We start from the raw sequence: 18,794 nt of genomic DNA, 5'->3' as shown, positions 1-18,794 counted from the left end.
AAAAAAACCCGGACACTGTCCGGGTTTTTTATTGGATCGCTACGCCGCGTTATTCAGCAGCCGGCGCTTCCGGCTTGCGGCGCTTGAGCGGCGCCATGCCGTCCTTGCTGACCAGCGACAGGGCGTCGGTCTTCGGGCGGTTGGCGATCTTGCGTTTGGTCGGGGCCTTGGCGCCGGTTTTCTTCTTGTCGCCTTTGGCATCGACCTTTTTCTTCTTCACGCCAACGGCTTTGCCCGAGGCCTTGACCTTTTTCGGTCCGCCGTAGGTGCCTTTGACTTCCTTGATGGTGCGGCGCTCGAAGCTCTGCTTGAGGTAGCGCTCGACGCTCGACATCAGGTTCCAGTCGCCGTGGCAGATCAGCGAGATGGCCAGGCCATCGTTGCCGGCCCGGCCGGTACGACCGATGCGGTGAACGTATTCGTCGCCGCTGCGCGGCATGTCGAAGTTGATCACCAGGTCCAGGCCTTCCACGTCGAGGCCGCGAGCGGCGACGTCGGTGGCGACGAGGATTTTCACGCCGCCCTGCTTCAGACGGTCGATGGCCAGCTTGCGATCCTTCTGGTCCTTGTCACCGTGCAGCACGAACGCTTTGTATTCCTGCGCCACCAGACGGCCGTAAATACGGTCGGCCATGGCCCGGGTGTTGGTGAACACGATGGCCTTCTGATAGGTCTCGTTGGCCAGCAGCCAGTTCACGATCTGTTCTTTGTGCTGATTGTGGTCGGCGGTGATGATCTGTTGACGAGTGGTGGCGTTCAGATCGCTGACGTTGTTCAGCTGCAAGTGTTCAGGGTTGTTCAGAACCTTGGCGACCATCTCGCGCAGGCCCGAACCGCCGGTGGTGGCGGAGAACAGCATGGTCTGTTGACGGTTGGTGCACTCTTCCACCAGACGCTGCACGTCTTCGGCAAAGCCCATGTCGAGCATGCGGTCGGCTTCGTCGAGCACCAGCACTTCGACTTCCTTGAGGTCGAGGTTGCCGGCGTTCAGTTGCTCGATCATCCGGCCCGGCGTACCGATCAGGATGTCCGGCACCTTGCGCAGCATGGCGGCCTGGACCTTGAAGTCTTCACCGCCGGTGATCAGGCCGGACTTGATGAAGGTGAACTGAGCGAAGCGCTCGACTTCCTTGATGGTCTGCTGGGCCAGCTCGCGGGTCGGCAGCAGGATCAGGGTCTTGATGCTGACGCGGACTTTGGCCGGGCCGATCAAGCGGTTGAGGATCGGCAAAACGAATGCAGCGGTTTTGCCGCTACCGGTTTGCGCTGTCACCCGCAGGTCACGCCCTTGGAGCGCCAGCGGAATAGCCGCTGCTTGCACAGGCGTTGGCTCGACAAATTTAAGCTCGGCCACGGCTTTGAGCAGGCGTTCGTGCAGGGCGAATTGGGAAAACACGGGTGCTACCTCGAAGAAATACAAAAAAACAGCTGCATAGGGTAACGGTTTCGAGCGCTCAGGCCGAGTTTCTTTATACAAACGGCGCCAAACAGTGGTTTTTTTGTTGTGTCTTTTGTCCTCAAACGTCATCCAAAGCGTCTTAAATGCTCTAATCGCCCCGTCGCATCCTACAGAAGAACCGTTTTTACCCATGGATATCAAACAGCTCTGGCTCAACGTCCAAGACCTTTGGGGTGCCCTTGATCAGCACCCGCTCCTGCATTCCAGCCTGGCTTTGGTGGTATTGCTGGTGGTTGCGCTGGCCCTCGGACGAGTGGCGCGCTTCCTCATTCTGCATGCGACCAAAATTCTCGGTCGCCAGCCAGCGCTGCACTGGATCAATGACTTTCGGCATAACAAGGTCTTTCATCGCCTGGCGCAGATCACCCCCTCGCTGGTGATCCAGTTCGGCTTGCACCTGGTGCCGGAGCTAGGCAAGACCAGCCTGATCTTCCTTGGCAATGTAGCGCTGGCGTTCACCATTCTATTCCTGGTGCTGGCCATCAGTGCGCTGCTCAGCGCCCTGCTCGACATCTACGCGCGTACCGAACATGCCCGTACCCGCTCGATCAAAGGCTACGTGCAACTGGCGAAAATGGTCTTGTACGTATTTGGCGCGATCATCATCGTCGCCACGCTGATCGACCGTTCGCCGCTCTTGCTGCTGTCAGGGCTGGGCGCCATGTCGGCGGTGATTCTGTTGGTCTACAAAGACACCCTGCTGTCGTTCGTCGCCAGCGTGCAGCTGACCAGCAACGACATGCTGCGGGTCGGCGACTGGATCGAGATGCCGCAAGTCGGCGCCGACGGTGACGTGGTGGATATCACGCTGCACACGGTCAAAGTGCAGAATTTCGACAAGACGATTGTGTCGATTCCAACCTGGCGCCTGATGTCCGAGTCGTTCAAGAACTGGCGCGGCATGCAGCAATCCGGTGGACGACGGATCAAGCGCAGCCTGTTCATCGACGCCAGTGGCGTACGGTTTGTGCGCGACGACGAAGAGGCAAAACTGGCTCAGGTGCATCTGCTGACCGACTACATCAGTCGCAAGCAGGCTGAACTCAAGGCCTGGAACGAGGCCCAGGGTAATGTGGCGGCGATGTCGGCCAACCGTCGGCGGATGACCAATATCGGGACGTTCCGCGCCTATGCGCTGGCGTATCTGAAGAGTCACCCGGAGATTCAGCCGAACATGACCTGCATGGTCCGCCAGATGCAAACCACCGCCCAGGGCATTCCGCTGGAAATCTACTGCTTCACCCGCACCACCGTGTGGGCCGATTACGAGCGGATTCAGGGGGATATTTTCGATTACTTGCTGGCGGTGTTGCCGGAGTTTGGCTTGAGCTTGTATCAGCAGCCGAGTGGCGGGGATTTGCGGGCGGGGTTGTTGCCAGCGGTGTTGGGTGCAAGCCACATTCCCGAGTCCGAAAAACACATCATGTAACACCGAAGATCCCCTGTGGGAGCGGGCTTGCTCGCGAATACGGTGTGTCATTCAACATTAATGTCGACTGATACGGCCTCTTCGCGAGCAAGCCCGCTCCCACAGGGGTTTAGTGTTTATTTTTTGAAGAGTCGGCGTACCTGAACGGGGTCGGCATGACCGCTTTGGTCCAGCGCGAGGAAATACTTCATCTGCCATTGCTGCGTCCTGACCGCCCGTTTTGCGACGGGCCTGGACCATGGCGGATACACGCGAATCGCTCGCTTACCGCCTTCACCATCAATCGACATGACCCCTTTGGCCGCCAATATCTCCCGATCAAACACAAACTGCCCGCGATGGGTTTCATCAGCAACGCTCACCACCACAAAGGCGACGCCATCGCTGCTATCGAGCGGTGCAATCTCGCTGGTCGGCGTAGGCCGCTTCCACAGCGTGACGAACTGACCCATCTTGGTCGGCGTGGTTTTCGCCACCCGGAAGACAATCACCTGGCCATTGAGGCTAAAGCGACAGGCGCCGTATTCGGCACTCTCCTCCTCGCGCCAAGCTTCATCCGTTAACCTCATACCTGCGGGCTTGTAGATCTGCTCGATGGCGGCGATCAGGTCCGTCATGCCCGTTCCCGCAACGGCAGCACTTCTCGCCTGACGCCCAACCGACTAATCCACACCGCCATCAAAATCACCGACCCACCAAACAACAACCGCCCCAGCTCTTCATGCTGATTCCAGATCAACAAGTTGATCAGCAACCCCACCGGCACATGCAGGTTGTTCATCACCGCCAGCGTGCCGCCGTTCACCAGGCACGCGCCCTTGTTCCACCAGTACAGACCCAGCGCGGTCGAGACCAGGCCGAGGAACAGCAGCACGCCCCATTGCAGCGGTGCTTCGGGCAGGAAGTTCTGTTTGCCGAACAACAGAAACGCCGGCAATGCCACCGCCAATGCCCCGAGGTAGAAGTAACCAAAGCGCCGGTAATGCGGCAAATCGCTCGGATGGCGGGCCACCAGATGCTTATAGAGCACTTGCCCGGCGGCGTAGGTGAAGTTGGCCAGTTGCAGCAACAGGAAGCCCATGAAGAAGTCCGGGTTGATCCGGTCGTAGCGAATGACCGCCGCGCCCATCACCGCCACCAGTGCCGCGACCAATGCCCACGGGTTGAAGCGCCGGTTCAGCGCATCTTCGATCAAGGTCACGTGCAGCGGCGTGAGGATGGTGAATAGCAACACCTCCGGCACTGTCAGCACCCGAAAGCTCAGGTACAGGCAGACGTAAGTCACGCCGAACTGCAACGCGCCGATCAGCAGCATGCCGCGCATGAACGCCGGCTCAACCGAACGCCAGCGGGTCAACGGAATGAACACCAGCCCCGCCAATACCACTCGCACCAGCACCGCGAAGTAACTGTCGACATGACCGGCCAGGTATTCGCCGATCAAACTGAAGGAAAACGCCTGGATCAGCGTGACAAAAAGTAGATAGCCCATGCTCGCCTCGTTTCGAATGGCGGCGACGATAGCGGGTTTTGCCAGCCATCGCGACCTGTCAGGCAACACAACCCCTGTGGGAGCGAGCCTGCTCGCGATGGCGGCGTTACATTTAACAATGATATTGGCTGACACACCGCTATCGCGAGCAGGCTCGCTCCCACAGGGGGTGTGTGCGCGAGTCCTGAATCGCAGGCAAAAAAAAGCCCGATCTCGCTAAAGCGTTCAATCGGGCTACAGCACTCAGGAGCAACAAGTGCAAAGGGAGGTCGATGCGCGTAAAGCCATGAAGGGGTTGCGCCAGGTCACTTGAACATCAAGGGATTATCTGGCGATTAAAGCCTCAGGCGACGAGGGAAAGCTTGGCGTTGGCCTGGCTCAGGCCTTTCTCCTGGAAGTCACCGCCCAGGTTCATGCCTTCGGCGTGGATGAACGTCACGTCGTGGATCCCGATGAACGCCATGACCTGACGCAGGTACGGTTCCTGGTGATCCGCGGTGCTGCCGGCGTAGATCCCGCCGCGGGCAGTCAGCACGTAGGCACGCTTGCCGCTGAGCAGGCCTTGCGGGCCAGTGTCGGTGTACTTGAAGGTCACGCCGGCACGCAGCACATGGTCGAGCCAGGCTTTGAGGGTGCTCGGGATGGCGAAGTTGTACATCGGCGCGGCCATGACCAGTACATCGGCGGCCAGCAATTCGTCGGTCAACTCGTTGGAGCGTTCCAGGGAAACCTGTTCGAGGTCGTTGCGCTGTTCGGCAGGTTTCATCCAGCCGCCCAGCAGGTTGATATCCAGGTGCGGCACGGGGTTGACGGCCAGATCACGAACGGTGATTTGATCGTTCGGGTGCGCGGTTTGCCACTGGCTGATGAAGGTCTGGGTCAGTTGACGCGAAACCGAGTCTTGCTGACGAGCGCTGCTTTCGATGATCAGAACGCGGGACATGGGATGTAGCCTCCATCTGAGAATGTTGTAAGTCGATGGAGTGAAGGTTAAACAAAGTTAAATCGATGAAAAAGCGCAAATAACTGCTATAAACCATCAATAAATTCGTTTATAAGCGGAGCATACCCGGCGGGCGTGCTCCGCCTGAGGTCATTTGGGGGTGCAGGTCAGTTTGATACGCATCTTGATGATGCTTCGGTTGAACTTGGCGGTGGCATTTTTGTGTTTACCAGCGGCGACTTCGATATTGCGGGTGCGTGGCGCTTCCGGGCCATTGTTGAAAACTACCTTACAGGCCGCATCAGTGGTGCCGTAGTTGTTCACCTGAATGGAGGCGATGTCGCTATCCGTGTCATACGCGTTGTAGTCGATGCTCATGCCGTTCAGCTGTTTTTCAACGTCGATCGGATAGGCAAACGCCGTCAGCGGCAGCACCGCCAGCAACACACAACCCGATACCACACCACAAAGCTTTTTCATTCAGCAGTCTCCAATATGGACTGCCAGCTTAGGACAAGAGGAGCTATTCATGAAAGCGCCCCGCGTGACCCTTGATCAATGGCGAACGTTACAGGCCGTGGTCGACCACGGCGGTTTCGCCCAGGCCGCCGAAGCGCTGCACCGCTCGCAATCATCGGTGAGCTACACCGTAGCGCGCATGCAGGACCAACTCGGCGTGCCGCTGTTGCGTATCGACGGCCGCAAAGCGGTGCTGACTGAAGCCGGCGGCGTGCTGCTGCGCCGTTCGCGGCAATTGGTGAAACAGGCCAGCCAGCTGGAAGACCTGGCCCATCACATGGAACAAGGCTGGGAAGCGGAAGTGCGGCTGGTGGTCGACGCCGCCTACCCGAGCGCCCGCCTCGTTCGCGCCTTGACCGCGTTCATGCCGCAAAGCCGTGGCTGTCGGGTGCGTCTGCGCGAAGAAGTATTGTCGGGGGTGGAAGAAGTCTTGCTCGAAGGCGTGGCCGATCTGGCCATCAGTGGCTTCAGCATTCCCGGTTACCTGGGCGCGGAATTGAGCGACGTCGAATTCGTGGCAGTTGCCCATCCCGAACATCCCTTGCACCGCCTCAACCGCGAACTGAATTTCCAGGACCTGGAAAGCCAGCTGCAAGTAGTAATCCGCGACTCTGGCCGGCAGCAACCACGGGACGTCGGCTGGCTCGGCGCGGAACAGCGCTGGACCGTAGGCAGCCTGGCCACCGCGGCAACGTTTGTCAGCAGCGGCCTGGGTTTTGCCTGGTTGCCTCGGCACATGATTGAACGGGAAATCAAGGAAGGCCTGCTCAAGCTGCTACCGTTGGACCAGGGCGGCAGCCGCAACCCGAGCTTCTACCTGTACTCGAACAAGGACAAACCCTTGGGTCCGGCCACGCAGATTCTCATCGAACTGCTGCGCACCTTTGATACCGCGCCGCTGGATGCACCTTTCGCCGCCCCTGAACAAGCCTGACAAGGAGTGTATGCATGGCCTATTTCGAACATGAAGGTTGCAACCTGCACTATGAGGAATATGGCCACGGCACGCCGTTGCTGCTGGTCCACGGGCTCGGCTCCAGCACCCTGGACTGGGAAAAACAGATCCCGGCGCTGTCGGCCCGCTACCGGGTGATCGTCCCGGATGTACGCGGCCACGGTCGCTCCGACAAACCCCGCGAGCGCTACAGCATCGCCGGGTTCAGCGCCGACCTGGTCGCCCTCATTGAACACCTGAACCTCGGCCCGATACATTATGTGGGACTTTCCATGGGCGGCATGATCGGCTTTCAACTGGCCGTGGATCAGCCGCAATTGCTCAAAAGCCTGTGCATCGTCAACAGTGCGCCCGAGGTCAAACTGCGCAGCCGCGACGATTACTGGCAGTGGTTCAAGCGCTGGAGCCTGATGCGCGTCCTCAGTCTTGGCGCCATCGGCACCGCGCTTGGACGCAAGCTGTTCCCGAAACCGGAACAGGCGGATTTGCGACAAAAAATGGCCGAACGCTGGGCAAAAAACGACAAACATGCTTATCTCGCCAGCTTCGATGCAATCGTTGGCTGGGGGGTTCAGGAACGACTTTCGAAGGTGTCCTGTCCAACCCTCATCGTCAGCGCCGACCGTGACTACACACCGGTCTCGCTGAAAGAGACCTACGTAAAACTGCTGCCCGATGCGCGGCTGGTGGTGATCGCCGATTCGCGCCACGCCACCCCGCTGGATCAACCCGAAATATTCAACCAAACGCTGCTCGAGTTTCTCACCGCAGTCGACACCACCTCACTCAGGATCACTGACCCATGCTGAAAAAAATCGCCCTCGTCGCTGGCTCCGTTCTGTTTGCCGCCAACCTGATGGCCGCCACGCCCGCCAAGGCGCCGCACGTGTTGCTGGAGACCACCAACGGCCAGATCGAAATCGAACTGGACCCGGTCAAGGCGCCGATCAGTACCAAGAACTTCCTGGACTACGTCAACAGCGGTTTCTACAACAACACGATTTTTCATCGGGTGATTCCCGGGTTCATGATCCAGGGCGGTGGTTTCACTCAACAAATGCAACAGAAAGAAACCAAGGCACCGATCAAGAACGAGTCCAAGAACGGTCTGCACAACGTCCGTGGCACGCTGTCCATGGCCCGCACCTCGAATCCTGATTCGGCCACTAGCCAGTTCTTCGTGAACGTCAAGGACAATGACTTCCTCGACAGCGGTGACGGCTATGCGGTCTTCGGTAAAGTCGTGAAAGGCATGGACGTGGTAGATGTCATCGTCAACTCGCAAACCACCACCCGTGGCGGCATGAAAGATGTACCCGCCGACCCTGTGTTCATCAAGTCGGCCAAAGTCATCGACTAAGCTACACAGGAAGTCTTGAGCGGCTGCCGGAGTGCGCCGCTCACACTGTTCAAAGGAGAGCCCGTGCGCGGGCGGAGAACTGATGCTTTATCGCCGTTTCGAGAAACTGATCGACATTTTCCGCGAGGCCCCGACGGCCGCTCCGCCGGATCGGGTTCTGCCTTTTTATACCTATTACTTGAAGCAGGTCTGGCCGAGTTTTGCCGTCCTGCTGCTCGTCGGCCTGATCGGTGCGCTGATCGAAGTGGCGCTGTTCAGTTACCTGAGTCGCATCATCGACCTGACCCAAGGCACGCCTAACGTCGATTTCTTCAAGGAACACGGGATCGAGCTGGCCTGGATGGCGGTGGTAGCCCTGGTGTTCCGGCCGATTTTTGTCGGCCTGCATGACCTGCTGGTGCACCAGACCCTGAGCCCCAGCATGACCAGCCTGATCCGCTGGCAGAACCACAGTTATGTGCTCAAACAGAGCCTGAATTTTTTCCAGAACGACTTCGCCGGGCGTATCGCCCAACGCATCATGCAAACCGGCAACTCGCTGCGCGATTCGGCTGTGCAAGCGGTGGACGCGCTGTGGCACGTGCTGATCTACGCGATCAGTTCGCTGGTGCTGTTCGCCGAAGCCGACTGGCGCCTGATGATCCCGCTGCTGACCTGGATCGTCGCCTTCATCAGTGCCCTTTGCTACTTCGTGCCACGGGTCAAGGAACGTTCGGTCGTGTCCTCCGATGCGCGCTCCAAACTCATGGGGCGGATCGTCGACGGCTACACCAACATCACGACCCTGAAGCTGTTCGCCCACACCAACTTCGAGCAGCAATACGCTCGCGAAGCGATCAAGGAACAAACCGAAAAAGCCCAACTGGCCGGCCGGGTGGTCACCAGCATGGACGTGGTCATCACCAGCATGAACGGCTTGCTGATCGTCGGCACCACCGGCCTGGCCCTGTGGCTGTGGACGCAGTCGCTGATCACCGTCGGCGCGATTGCCCTGGCCACCGGCCTGGTGATCCGCATCGTCAACATGTCCGGCTGGATCATGTGGGTGGTCACCGGCATTTTCGAAAATATCGGCATGGTCCAGGACGGTTTGCAGACCATCTCTCAACCGGTCAGCGTCACCGATCGCGAGCAGGCCAAACCGCTGGCGGTCACCCGTGGCGAGGTGCGTTTCGAGCACGTGGATTTCCACTACGGCAAGAAGAGCGGGATCATCGGCGACCTCAACCTGACCATCAAGCCCGGTGAGAAAATCGGCCTGATCGGTCCCTCCGGCGCCGGCAAGTCAACCCTGGTCAACCTGCTGCTGCGCCTCTATGACGTGCAGGGCGGACGCATCCTCATCGACGGCCAGAACATCGCCGAAGTCGGCCAGGAAAGCCTGCGTGAGCGCATCGGCATGATCACCCAGGACACGTCCCTGCTGCATCGCTCGATCCGCGACAATTTGTTGTACGGCAAACCCGACGCCACCGACGCCGAACTCTGGGCGGCGGTGCACAAGGCCCGCGCCGACGAGTTCATCCCATTGCTGTCGGACTCCGAAGGTCGCACCGGTTTTGATGCCCACGTCGGTGAGCGCGGGGTGAAACTCTCCGGCGGTCAGCGTCAGCGGATTGCGATTGCTCGCGTACTGCTCAAGGACGCGCCAATCCTGATCATGGACGAGGCCACCTCGGCGCTGGACTCGGAAGTCGAAGCAGCGATCCAGGAAAGCCTGGAAACCCTGATGCAGGGCAAAACCGTGATTGCCATCGCCCACCGGCTCTCGACCATCGCCCGCATGGACCGGCTGGTGGTGCTGGAAAAAGGCAAGATCGCCGAAACCGGCAGCCACGCCGAACTGCTGGCCCATGGCGGTTTGTATGCGCGGTTGTGGCAGCACCAGACGGGTGGGTTTGTCGGCATAGATTAAATTTGTCGGTCGCCGAGATCCTTGTAGCAGCTGACGCAGCCTGCGTTCGACTGCGAAGCAGTCGTTAATTCAGCGGGTGCGTTATGCCTGAAACACTGCGTTATAGGATTTTGCGACTGCTTCGCAGCCGGACGCAGGCTGCGCCAGCTGCTACATGGACTTGTGACGTATCGATGGCTGGGCAAGGAAAGCAGCTGAAGCGGGGCGAGGATCAGGCTTGCCGGTAAGGCAAGGCCGTCCTGGCTTCCTCGGCATATGCCAGCACACCAACGCGCTCTTGCTGCAGGAAGTCTTTGACGGCAGCTTTCAGGCCGGGATGACGCAAGTAGTGCCATGAATGCGTGATCACCGGTTCAAACCCGCGAATCAACTTGTGCTCGCCCTGGGCACCGGCATCGAAACGCTGAAAGCCATTGGCAATCGCGTAGTCCATGCCCTGGTAGAAACAGGTCTCGAAGTGCAGACGATCGAACTCCGCCAGACAGCCCCAGTAACGACCGAAAAAACTGTCGCCACCCACCAGACTGAAGGCCATGGCCACCGGCCGTGAGCCTTGCTTGGCCAACACCACACGAATCGACTCTGGCATACGCTCGGCCAGCAAACTGAAAAACTCCCGCGTCAGATACGGCGCTTGCCGACGCACTGCGTAGGTGTTGGCGTAGCAGGCATAGACAAAATCCCACTGCGCCTGATCGAGTTGCCGACCTTCAAGCCATTCGAAATCGATGCCCTGCCCTGCCACTTGTTCGCGTTCCTTGCGCATCTGCTTGCGCTTGCGCGAACTGAGAGCGTCGAGGAAGTCCTGAAAATCCCGATAGCCACGATTCTGCCAGTGGTACTGACAGCCGATTCGCTGCAACCAGCCTGGCTGCTCGGCCAAGGCGGCGTCAGTGAACGGATCGGTGAAGTTGATGTGGGCGCTGGAGAGTTGTTCGATTTCAAGGTAGCCCGGCAGGCTTTTCAACAGTTCGAAACCGTCCTCGAGCGTGGCCGCCAGCAAACGCGGGCCGCTGACCGGACTGAACGGCACAGCCGTCAGCAGCTTGGGGTAGTAATCGATCCCCGCACGCTCACAGGCATCGGCCCAGGCGTGATCGAACACGTACTCGCCGTAGGAATGCCATTTGCGATAACTGGGCAACGCGGCAATCAGGCGATCGCCTTCGATGTGCAACAAATGCTCGGGTTGCCAGCCGGAATGCGGGCCGACGCTACCGCTGTCTTCCAGCGCGCTGAGAAAGGCGTGACGCAGAAAGGGCTGATTCTCGGGCACCAGGGCATCCCACGTCTGCGACGCGATTTCGGACAGATTTTGCAGGCGTTGCAGCGGCATCGGTTCTTCCCTACTTCTTTGCGTGAAAGCCCGGCGAGTATCGCCCATCGCCAAAAAATCCACACGAGCAATCCGCCGACAGGGCTCTGGATAAGGGTGTGCGCGATATTTGTATCGTCATCGAGACGCCATCACTTTGCCACTGCCCTGTCATAAACCATCGCGATACTGGCGCCTGTTTTTAGAGCGCCGGGTTCTAAACCTGGTCACCGTTTTCCGTCCTCAACGGTCGGTTGTGTCCTGGATGGCTCAGTCATCCCATTACATCTTCGGAGATTGATATGCGTCTTGCTTCCACGAAAACTGCGGCGGCCTTGTGTGGTGGGTTGCTGCTGGCCATGAGTGTTCCGGCCAGTGCCGCAGTCGACGCCAAACTGCTCGACATGCTCAAGGCAAACGGCTCGATTTCGCCTGCTCAGTACACCGAACTGCAAGCCGAGCTGGCCAAGGATCAGAAAGACCAGCAAATCGCCCGCCAGGCTCAACAAGAGACCAACGAGCAGATCGCGGCGACTGCGAAGAAAACCAATGAACTGAGTACCTTCGACCAAAAACTGGCGTGGGCCGCCAAGACCCAATTCAAGGGTGACGTGCGTTTCCGTCAGGAAAACGTCCACAACGACGGTGTTTCAAACAACAAAGACCAGGATCGTCAGCGCATTCGTGCCCGCCTGGGTGCCTACAGCACGATCAACCCGCAAGTCGACACCGGCATCCGTATCGCCACCGGCAACAATGACGACGCTCGCTCCACCAACCAGAGTCTGGACAATTACTTCGACAAGAAGCAGATCTGGCTGGACCAGGGTTATGTCGACTACCACCCGGACGCCATCAAGAACCTGCATATCGTTGGCGGCAAGATGCCGCAGCAATGGGTGAGCATGGGCGACATCATCTGGGATAGCGACATCAGCCCCGAAGGCCTGTCGGTGGCTTACAAATACCCGCTGGGCGCCAGCACCGAGCTGTTCGGTAGCGCCGGTCACTACACCCTCAAGGACAACGTCGATGGCGACGGCGTGCAGTTCAAACACGACTTGCGTCTGTACGCGGGTCAGTTGGGCGCGCGCTTCGCTATCACCGACAACCTGAAACTGACCCTGGGTGGCAGCGTCTACGGCTACGACAACGACGACGACATCCGCTCAGGCGGCACCAGCATTCCAGCCGCACTGGCGATCAACGGCAACAGCCCGAACGAGCAATTCAAACTGTACGAAGGCTTTGGTCAGCTCGACATCAGTGGCCTGCCTATGCCGCTCTCGCTGTACGGTCAGTACGTGAACAACCAAGACGCCAGCAACGATCAGGATTCTGCCTGGCTGGCTGGTGTGAAGACCAAGCTCTACGGCTTCGCAGTGGACTACAACTACCGCGACGTGCAGCGTAACGCGGTGGTCGGCGCCTTCACCGACTCCGACTTCGCCAACGGTTTCACCGGTTCGCGTGGCAGCAAGTTGAAAGTGAGTTACGAGCTGGACAAGAACTTCGCCCTGGGTGCGACGTACTTCATGGCTAACTCTGACTACACCAACGCCAACCTGAAAGATTCGGACATCAACACCCTGCAACTGGATGCCGAAGCGAAGTTCTGATTCCCCGCTCCACGACTCGGACAAGGAAGCCCGAGCTCTTTTTTACAGCCTCGCGTTGGTCTATCGGTCCCCATCATCCGTCCGATAGACCAACGCGAGGCTGTTTTCATTTCCCGCAACACAGCCGGACCTTTGTGGCGAGCGAGCTTGCTCGCGTTGGGGCGCGAAGCGGCCCCATGTATTCCTCCAGACAAAACACACTCGCTGGTTTTACGACTGCTTCGCAGCCAAACGGGAGCAAGCTCCCTCGCCACAGGAAAGTGTCCTCGCCAAAAATCAGGCTGCGATCTTTTAAACCAAACTCAGCGCTTGCGCAGAATCACGCTACCAATCGAGTAACCGGCGCCGAACGAGCTGAGCACGGCCAGCGAACCGGCAGCCAGATCGTCCTGGTTTTTGTGAAATGCAATCACGGAACCGGCGGAGCTGGTGTTGGCGTAGGTGTCGAGGATCACCGGGGCTTCTTCTTCGGTGGCTTCGCGGCCCAGCAGCTTCTTGACGATCAGGTGATTCATGCTGAGGTTGGCCTGGTGCAGCCAGAAGCGTTTCACGTCGCTGATGTTGAGCGCGTTCTCTTCCAGGTGCGTAGCGATCAGCTCGGCGACCATCGGGCAGACATCGCGGAACACCTTGCGGCCTTCCTGCACGAACAGTTTGTCCTTGGTACCGATGCCCTCTTCCGCCGCGCGGTTGAGGAAGCCGAAGTTGTTGCGGATGTTGTTGGAGAACTTGGTCAGCAGCTTGGTGCTGACGATGTCGAACTGGTACTTGGACGTCGCCAGGTCAGCACGTTCGATGATCACCGCAGTCGCGGCGTCGCCGAAGATGAAGTGGCTGTCGCGGTCGCGGAAGTTCAGGTGACCGGTGCAGACTTCCGGGTTGACCATCAGGATCGCCCGGGCCTGGCCCAGTTGCACGCTGTTGGTCGCAGCCTGAATGCCGAAGGTCGCCGAGGAGCAGGCGACGTTCATGTCAAAACCGAAACCCTGGATGCCCAAGGCCTCCTGGACTTCGATGGCGATGGCCGGATAGGCCCGTTGCAGGTTGGAGCAGGCAACGATCACGCCGTCGATGTCCGCCGCGGTCTTGCCAGCACGCTGCAAGGCTTGCTCGGCGGCGCCGATGGCCATTTGGCAAAGCACCGACCACTCGTCATTCGAGCGTTCCGGCAGGCGTGGCGCCATGCGTTGCGGGTCGAGGATACCGTCCTTGTCCATGACAAAGCGGCTTTTGATGCCAGACGCCTTTTCGATAAACGCCGCGCTGGACTCGGTCAACGCTTCGATTTCGCCGCGCGCGATGGCGTCGGCGTTGTCGGCGTTGAATAGCGCGACGTAAGCGTTGAAAGACTGCACCAGCTCTTCGTTGGAGATGCTGTTGGCCGGGGTGTACAGGCCGGTGCCGCTGATGACGACGTTATGCATGGTCGTTTCTCTAATCTGTTCAGGCAGAAAGTGTTGGCACCGACGTACCAACACACAAAGGATCTGCTCCCGTCAGGGGGCGCAAACCTGGCATCGCTTTATTCCGATCCGCCCAGACCTGTGAAGGCTCAAAACTGCGGGGCCGGCGTTTATAGGCGCGAAGTTTGCCATAAACAATGGGTTTTGGCGCCTTTTTGCTGGATGACTCCCACCTACCAGGCAATACAAAAACCTGTGGGAGCGAGCCTGCTCGCGATGGCGGCATCACAGTCGACATAGATGTTGAATGTGATGGCCCCATCGCGAGCAGGCTCGCTCCCACAGGTATTGCACAAGTCTCGGGTTCAGGGTTCGACCTGGGTCCATTGCTTGTTCAGGCGCTTGTCGGAGATCGGCACCTTGGTGCCCAGTTGTTGGGCGAACAGGGAAACCCGGTATTCCTCCAGCCACCAGCGATAGAGCTCCAATTGCGGATCGCGTTTGCCTTCCTGGGCATGTTTGTTGGCGCGGGTTTGATATTGCGTCCACAGGCCAGACAACTCGCCACTCCAGACCCGATCCCTCTGCACCTGAGCGCCGATTTTCTCGAAGCGCTGCTCGACCGCTTTCAGATAACGCGGCAATTCCTTGAGCCACTGCATCGGGGTTTCCCGGACGAAGCCCGGATACACCAGATGACTGAGCTGCTGCTTGATGTCGTTCAACGCCACGGCTTGCGCCAGGTCGATCTTGCCCTTGAAGCGTTTTTGCAGGCCGTGCCAGAGCTTGAGAATTTCCAGCGTCAGCTTCGCCAGCCGTTCGGCGTGCTCGGTCCAGCCACCGCGTTTGCGTTCGGCCAATGACGCCAACCCGGCGCCATCCCGTGGCAGCGGGTCTTCGCCGTCGAGAATGCAGCTGTCGAGGCTGGCCAGCAGGATATCTTCGACCAGACTGTCGATGCGGCCCATGTCGCGGTACATCAGGCCCAGTTCGGTCAACCCCGGCAATTTGCTGCGCAGGAACTTCGCCGGTTCGGCCAGTTGCTGCATCAGCAAACGCTGCAAGGCGCGGCGATGTTGAAACTCGGCTTCGGCTGGCGTCGAGAAACGTCCTTCCTTGACCGTGCCGCTCTCCTCCACCAACGCCGGATACACCGTCATCGATAGCCCCGCGATCTTCTGCTGGGTTTTCTCGGCGACGGCGGCAAACACTTTCGGCTCCACCGGTTGCTGGTTTTTCGCGGTTTGCGGCACGGCCAGTGCGGCCTGACTGGCTTCGGTAAAGCGTGCGGTCAGTTCCGCCAGATCACGCCCTTCACCGAGGAACTTGCCCTGCCCGTCGACGATTTCCAGGTTCATCCGCAAATGACTGTCGACCTGCTGCGATGCTTCGGCCCAGGCTTCATCGCTGACCCGCGCACCGGTCATGCGCAGCAGTTCGCGGCCCAGCGCTTGAGGCAACGAGCCCTCAGCGAAAGTCATGCGTTGCAATGCGGCTTTGACGAAGTCCGGCACCGGCACGAAATTCTTGCGCAGGGCTTTAGGCAGGTTGCGCACCAGCGCGATGCACTTGGCCTCGATCACGCCCGGCACCAGCCATTCCAGGCGCTCCGGCGGCAGCATCGGCAACAACGGCGCCGGCACGCGCAGGGTCACGCCGTCACGCGGGTGGTTGGGTTCGAAGTGGTAACTGAGCGCCAACTCCAGATCACCGATATGCAAGGTGTCCGGGTAATGCAAAGCGGTGACTTCACTCGCCTCGCGGGCCAGCACGTCTTCTTCGCGCATGATCAGCAACTGCGGGTCTTTCTGGCTGTTGACCCGATACCAGCTATCGAAGGTCGCCGTCTGGTGGATCTCCGCCGGCAGTCGCGCATCGTAGAAGGCGAACAGGGTTTCTTCGTCGGCCAGAATGTCGCGACGGCGCGCCTTGGCTTCCAGTTCGTCGAGCTGTTCCAGCAACTGCGCATTGGCGGTCAGGCACTTGGCCTTGGACTGAATCTCGCCGCGTACCAGGCCTTCACGAATGAACAGCTCACGGGACGTGACAGGGTCGATCGGCCCGTAATGCACCGGCCGGCGACCGACCACGATCAGCCCGAACAACGTGATCTGCTCGAAGGCCACGACTTGACCGCGCTTCTTCTCCCAATGGGGTTCGAAGTGGTTTTTCTTGATCAGATGCCCGGCCAAGGGCTCGATCCAATCGGAATCGATCTTGGCGACCATCCGCGCGTAGAGCTTGGTGGTTTCCACCAGTTCGGCAGCCATCAGCCATTGCGGACGCTTTTTACCGAGGCCCGATGACGGGTGAATCCAGAAGCGCCGCTGACGCGCACCGAGGTAATCGCCCTCATCGGTTTTCTGGCCGATCTGGCTGAGCAGCCCCGAGAGCACGGCTTTGTGCAGTTTCGGGTAATCCGCCGGTTCTTTGTTGAGGCTCAACTGCATGTCGCGGCAGATCAGGCTCAACTGCCGATGGGAGTCGCGCCATTCGCGCAGGCGCAGGTAATTCAGGAAATTCTTGCGGCACCAATTGCGCAGCGGACTGGCGGTCAGGGCCTGACGCTGTTCTTCGAAACCACGCCACAGATTGACCAGCCCGGCGAAGTCCGAGTCCACGTCTTTCCATTGCGCATGCGCCTGATCCGCCGCTTGCTGACGTTCCGGAGGACGCTCGCGCGGGTCTTGAATCGACATGGCGCTGGCGACGATCAGCACTTCCTGCAAGCTGCCGAGTTTCGCCGCTTCCAGCAACATGCGGCCCATCCGCGGGTCCACTGGCAAGCGCGCCAATTGGCGGCCAAGCGGCGTCAGCTGGCTATTGCGGTCGACCGCCGAGAGTTCTTGCAGCAGGTTGAAACCGTCGCTGATGGCTTTGCCATCCGGCGGCTCGATAAACGGGAAATCGGTGATTTCGCCGAGGCGCAGATGCAACATCTGCAAAATCACCGCGGCGAGGTTGGTGCGCAGGATCTCCGGATCGGTAAATTCCGGCCGGCCAATGAAATCTTCTTCGCCGTACAGACGAATGCAGATACCCGGCTCGACCCGCCCGCAGCGACCTTTACGCTGGTTGGCGCTGGCCTGGGAAATCGCTTCGATGGGCAGGCGCTGGACCTTGGCGCGGTAGCTGTAACGGCTGATGCGCGCGGTACCGCTGTCAATCACGTAACGAATGCCCGGCACGGTCAGCGAGGTTTCCGCGACGTTGGTCGCCAGGACCACGCGCCGACCTGGGTGCGACTGGAAAATCCGCTGCTGTTCGGCCGGCGACAGCCGTGCGTAGAGCGGCAGAATCTCGGTGTGCTTGAGCTGGGCCTTGCGCAGCATGTCCGCCGCGTCGCGAATCTCACGCTCGCCGGGCAGGAACACCAGCACGTCGCCAGGGCTCTTGCGCTCGCTGCGTTCGAACGCGGCGATTTCGTCGAGGGTGGCGAGGATCGCCTGATCCACGGTCAAGTCGTCCTCGACGCGGTTGCCCTCTTCGTCCTGCTCCAGGGTCAGCGGGCGATACCAGGTTTCCACGGGGAAGGTGCGGCCGGAGACTTCGACAATCGGCGCGTCATCGAAGTGCTTGGAGAAGCGCTCCAGGTCGATGGTCGCCGAAGTGATGATGACCTTCAGGTCCGGACGACGCGGCAGCAGGGTTTTCAGGTAACCGAGCAGGAAGTCGATGTTCAGGCTGCGTTCGTGGGCTTCGTCGACGATGATCGTGTCGTAGCGTTCGAGGTAGCGGTCGTTCTGGGTTTCCGCCAGCAGGATGCCGTCGGTCATCAGTTTGATCAGGGTGTTGGAATCGCTCTGGTCCTCGAACCGCACCTGATAGCCGACCAGCGCACCCAACGGCGTCGCCAGTTCTTCGGCGACCCGGCTCGCCACGCTGCGGGCGGCGATTCGACGGGGCTGAGTGTGGCCGATCAGGCCATGCTGACCGCGCCCGATTTCCAGGCAGATCTTCGGCAACTGGGTGGTTTTACCCGAACCGGTTTCACCGGCAATGATCAACACCTGATGCTTGAGCAGCGCTGCCTTGATTTCGTCGCGCTTGGCGGCGATCGGCAAACTGTCGTCGTAACGAATTACCGGCAGGCTGGCCCGCCGCGCCAGCACCTGATCACAGGACGCCTGCATGCGCGTCACCCATTGGGCCAGCTTGGCTTCATCAGGTTTTTTGCGCAGCTCAAGCAACTGCCGCCGCAGCCGGTGGCGGTCGGCGAGCATGGCGTGATCGAGGTTTTTCAGCAGTTTGTCGATGGAAGGCGATTCGTCAGTCATCAGGTACGCAATAAGTCGTCTAGTGGCGCAGGGGGCGGATTGTCGCAGATTTGCGCTCTGCTGTGATCGTTCCCACGCTCCGCATGGGAATGCAGCAAGGGACGCTCT

Annotated in this window: 13 protein-coding genes and 1 pseudogene; 6 read left to right on the top strand and 8 right to left on the bottom strand. The window is 59.6% G+C overall.

Annotated features, from left to right (window positions below):
• Positions 1-49: 49 nt before the first annotated feature.
• Positions 50-1,396 carry a DEAD/DEAH box helicase gene (locus BLW70_RS12435; RefSeq protein ID WP_008153197.1) on the bottom strand — a complete coding sequence of 449 codons (1,347 nt, stop codon included), beginning with the start codon at positions 1,394-1,396 and terminating at the stop codon, positions 50-52.
• 193 nt (positions 1,397-1,589) lie between these two features.
• Between BLW70_RS12435 and BLW70_RS12430 the strand changes: the two genes are divergently transcribed.
• Entirely contained in the window at positions 1,590-2,888 is a 1,299-nt protein-coding gene (locus BLW70_RS12430) for a mechanosensitive ion channel family protein (protein ID WP_074874341.1), read from the top strand.
• A gap of 116 nt (positions 2,889-3,004) precedes the next feature.
• On the opposite strand, the gene BLW70_RS12425 is transcribed toward BLW70_RS12430, so the two are convergent.
• The 4 genes from BLW70_RS12425 to BLW70_RS12410 all read right to left on the bottom strand — a co-directional run bounded on the left by BLW70_RS12425 (position 3,005) and on the right by BLW70_RS12410 (position 5,803).
• On the bottom strand, positions 3,005-3,505 hold the full coding sequence (locus BLW70_RS12425; protein WP_074874339.1) for a MepB family protein: 501 nt from the start codon (positions 3,503-3,505) through the stop codon (positions 3,005-3,007).
• A complete protein-coding gene (locus BLW70_RS12420) occupies positions 3,502-4,380 on the bottom strand; it encodes a carboxylate/amino acid/amine transporter (RefSeq protein ID WP_074874338.1) in 879 nt (292 codons plus the stop codon). Before BLW70_RS12420 ends, BLW70_RS12425 begins: the two co-directional genes overlap by 4 nt.
• 343 nt (positions 4,381-4,723) lie before the next feature.
• Positions 4,724-5,323, bottom strand: a complete 600-nt coding sequence (locus BLW70_RS12415; protein WP_074874337.1) for an FMN-dependent NADH-azoreductase — start codon at positions 5,321-5,323, stop codon at positions 4,724-4,726.
• A gap of 150 nt (positions 5,324-5,473) precedes the next feature.
• Positions 5,474-5,803: a 3-phosphoglycerate kinase gene (locus tag BLW70_RS12410; protein ID WP_074874336.1), complete on the bottom strand. Its 330-nt coding sequence runs from the start codon at positions 5,801-5,803 to the stop codon at positions 5,474-5,476.
• Between the two features lie 49 nt (positions 5,804-5,852).
• Here BLW70_RS12410 and BLW70_RS12405 point away from each other — a divergent pair, with 49 nt between their 5' ends.
• The 4 genes and pseudogenes from BLW70_RS12405 (at position 5,853) to BLW70_RS12390 (ending at position 10,072) form a co-directional block, all read left to right on the top strand.
• Entirely contained in the window at positions 5,853-6,776 is a 924-nt protein-coding gene (locus BLW70_RS12405; RefSeq protein ID WP_074874335.1) for a PA3225 family LysR-type transcriptional regulator, read from the top strand.
• Positions 6,777-6,790: 14 nt separating this feature from the next.
• A pseudogene (locus BLW70_RS12400) lies at positions 6,791-7,596 on the top strand (alpha/beta fold hydrolase).
• 3 nt (positions 7,597-7,599) lie between these two features.
• Positions 7,600-8,157 (top strand): peptidylprolyl isomerase A, encoded by a 558-nt coding sequence (locus BLW70_RS12395; RefSeq protein WP_008153188.1) that lies wholly within the window; start codon positions 7,600-7,602, stop codon positions 8,155-8,157.
• Positions 8,158-8,239: 82 nt separating this feature from the next.
• Positions 8,240-10,072, top strand: a complete 1,833-nt coding sequence (locus BLW70_RS12390) for an ABC transporter ATP-binding protein (protein ID WP_074874333.1) — start codon at positions 8,240-8,242, stop codon at positions 10,070-10,072.
• 211 nt (positions 10,073-10,283) lie between these two features.
• Here BLW70_RS12390 and BLW70_RS12385 read toward each other — a convergent pair whose 3' ends face one another.
• Positions 10,284-11,408: a GNAT family N-acetyltransferase gene (locus BLW70_RS12385; RefSeq protein ID WP_074874332.1), complete on the bottom strand. Its 1,125-nt coding sequence runs from the start codon at positions 11,406-11,408 to the stop codon at positions 10,284-10,286.
• Positions 11,409-11,689: 281 nt separating this feature from the next.
• Between BLW70_RS12385 and BLW70_RS12380 the strand changes: the two genes are divergently transcribed.
• Positions 11,690-13,006 (top strand): putative porin, encoded by a 1,317-nt coding sequence (locus BLW70_RS12380; protein ID WP_074874331.1) that lies wholly within the window; start codon positions 11,690-11,692, stop codon positions 13,004-13,006.
• Between the two features lie 302 nt (positions 13,007-13,308).
• Here BLW70_RS12380 and BLW70_RS12375 read toward each other — a convergent pair whose 3' ends face one another.
• Positions 13,309-14,430 carry a beta-ketoacyl-ACP synthase III gene (locus BLW70_RS12375; protein ID WP_074874330.1) on the bottom strand — a complete coding sequence of 374 codons (1,122 nt, stop codon included), beginning with the start codon at positions 14,428-14,430 and terminating at the stop codon, positions 13,309-13,311.
• 344 nt (positions 14,431-14,774) lie between these two features.
• Positions 14,775-18,686, bottom strand: coding sequence for an ATP-dependent RNA helicase HrpA (hrpA, locus tag BLW70_RS12370; protein ID WP_074874329.1), 3,912 nt, complete (start codon positions 18,684-18,686; stop codon positions 14,775-14,777).
• Positions 18,687-18,794: the final 108 nt, after the last annotated feature.

Source organism: Pseudomonas frederiksbergensis (genome assembly GCF_900105495.1).
GTDB lineage: Bacteria > Pseudomonadota > Gammaproteobacteria > Pseudomonadales > Pseudomonadaceae > Aquipseudomonas > Aquipseudomonas frederiksbergensis.
Note: the sequence above shows the minus strand (reverse complement) of the source record. Positions and strands in the feature narration are given on the sequence as shown.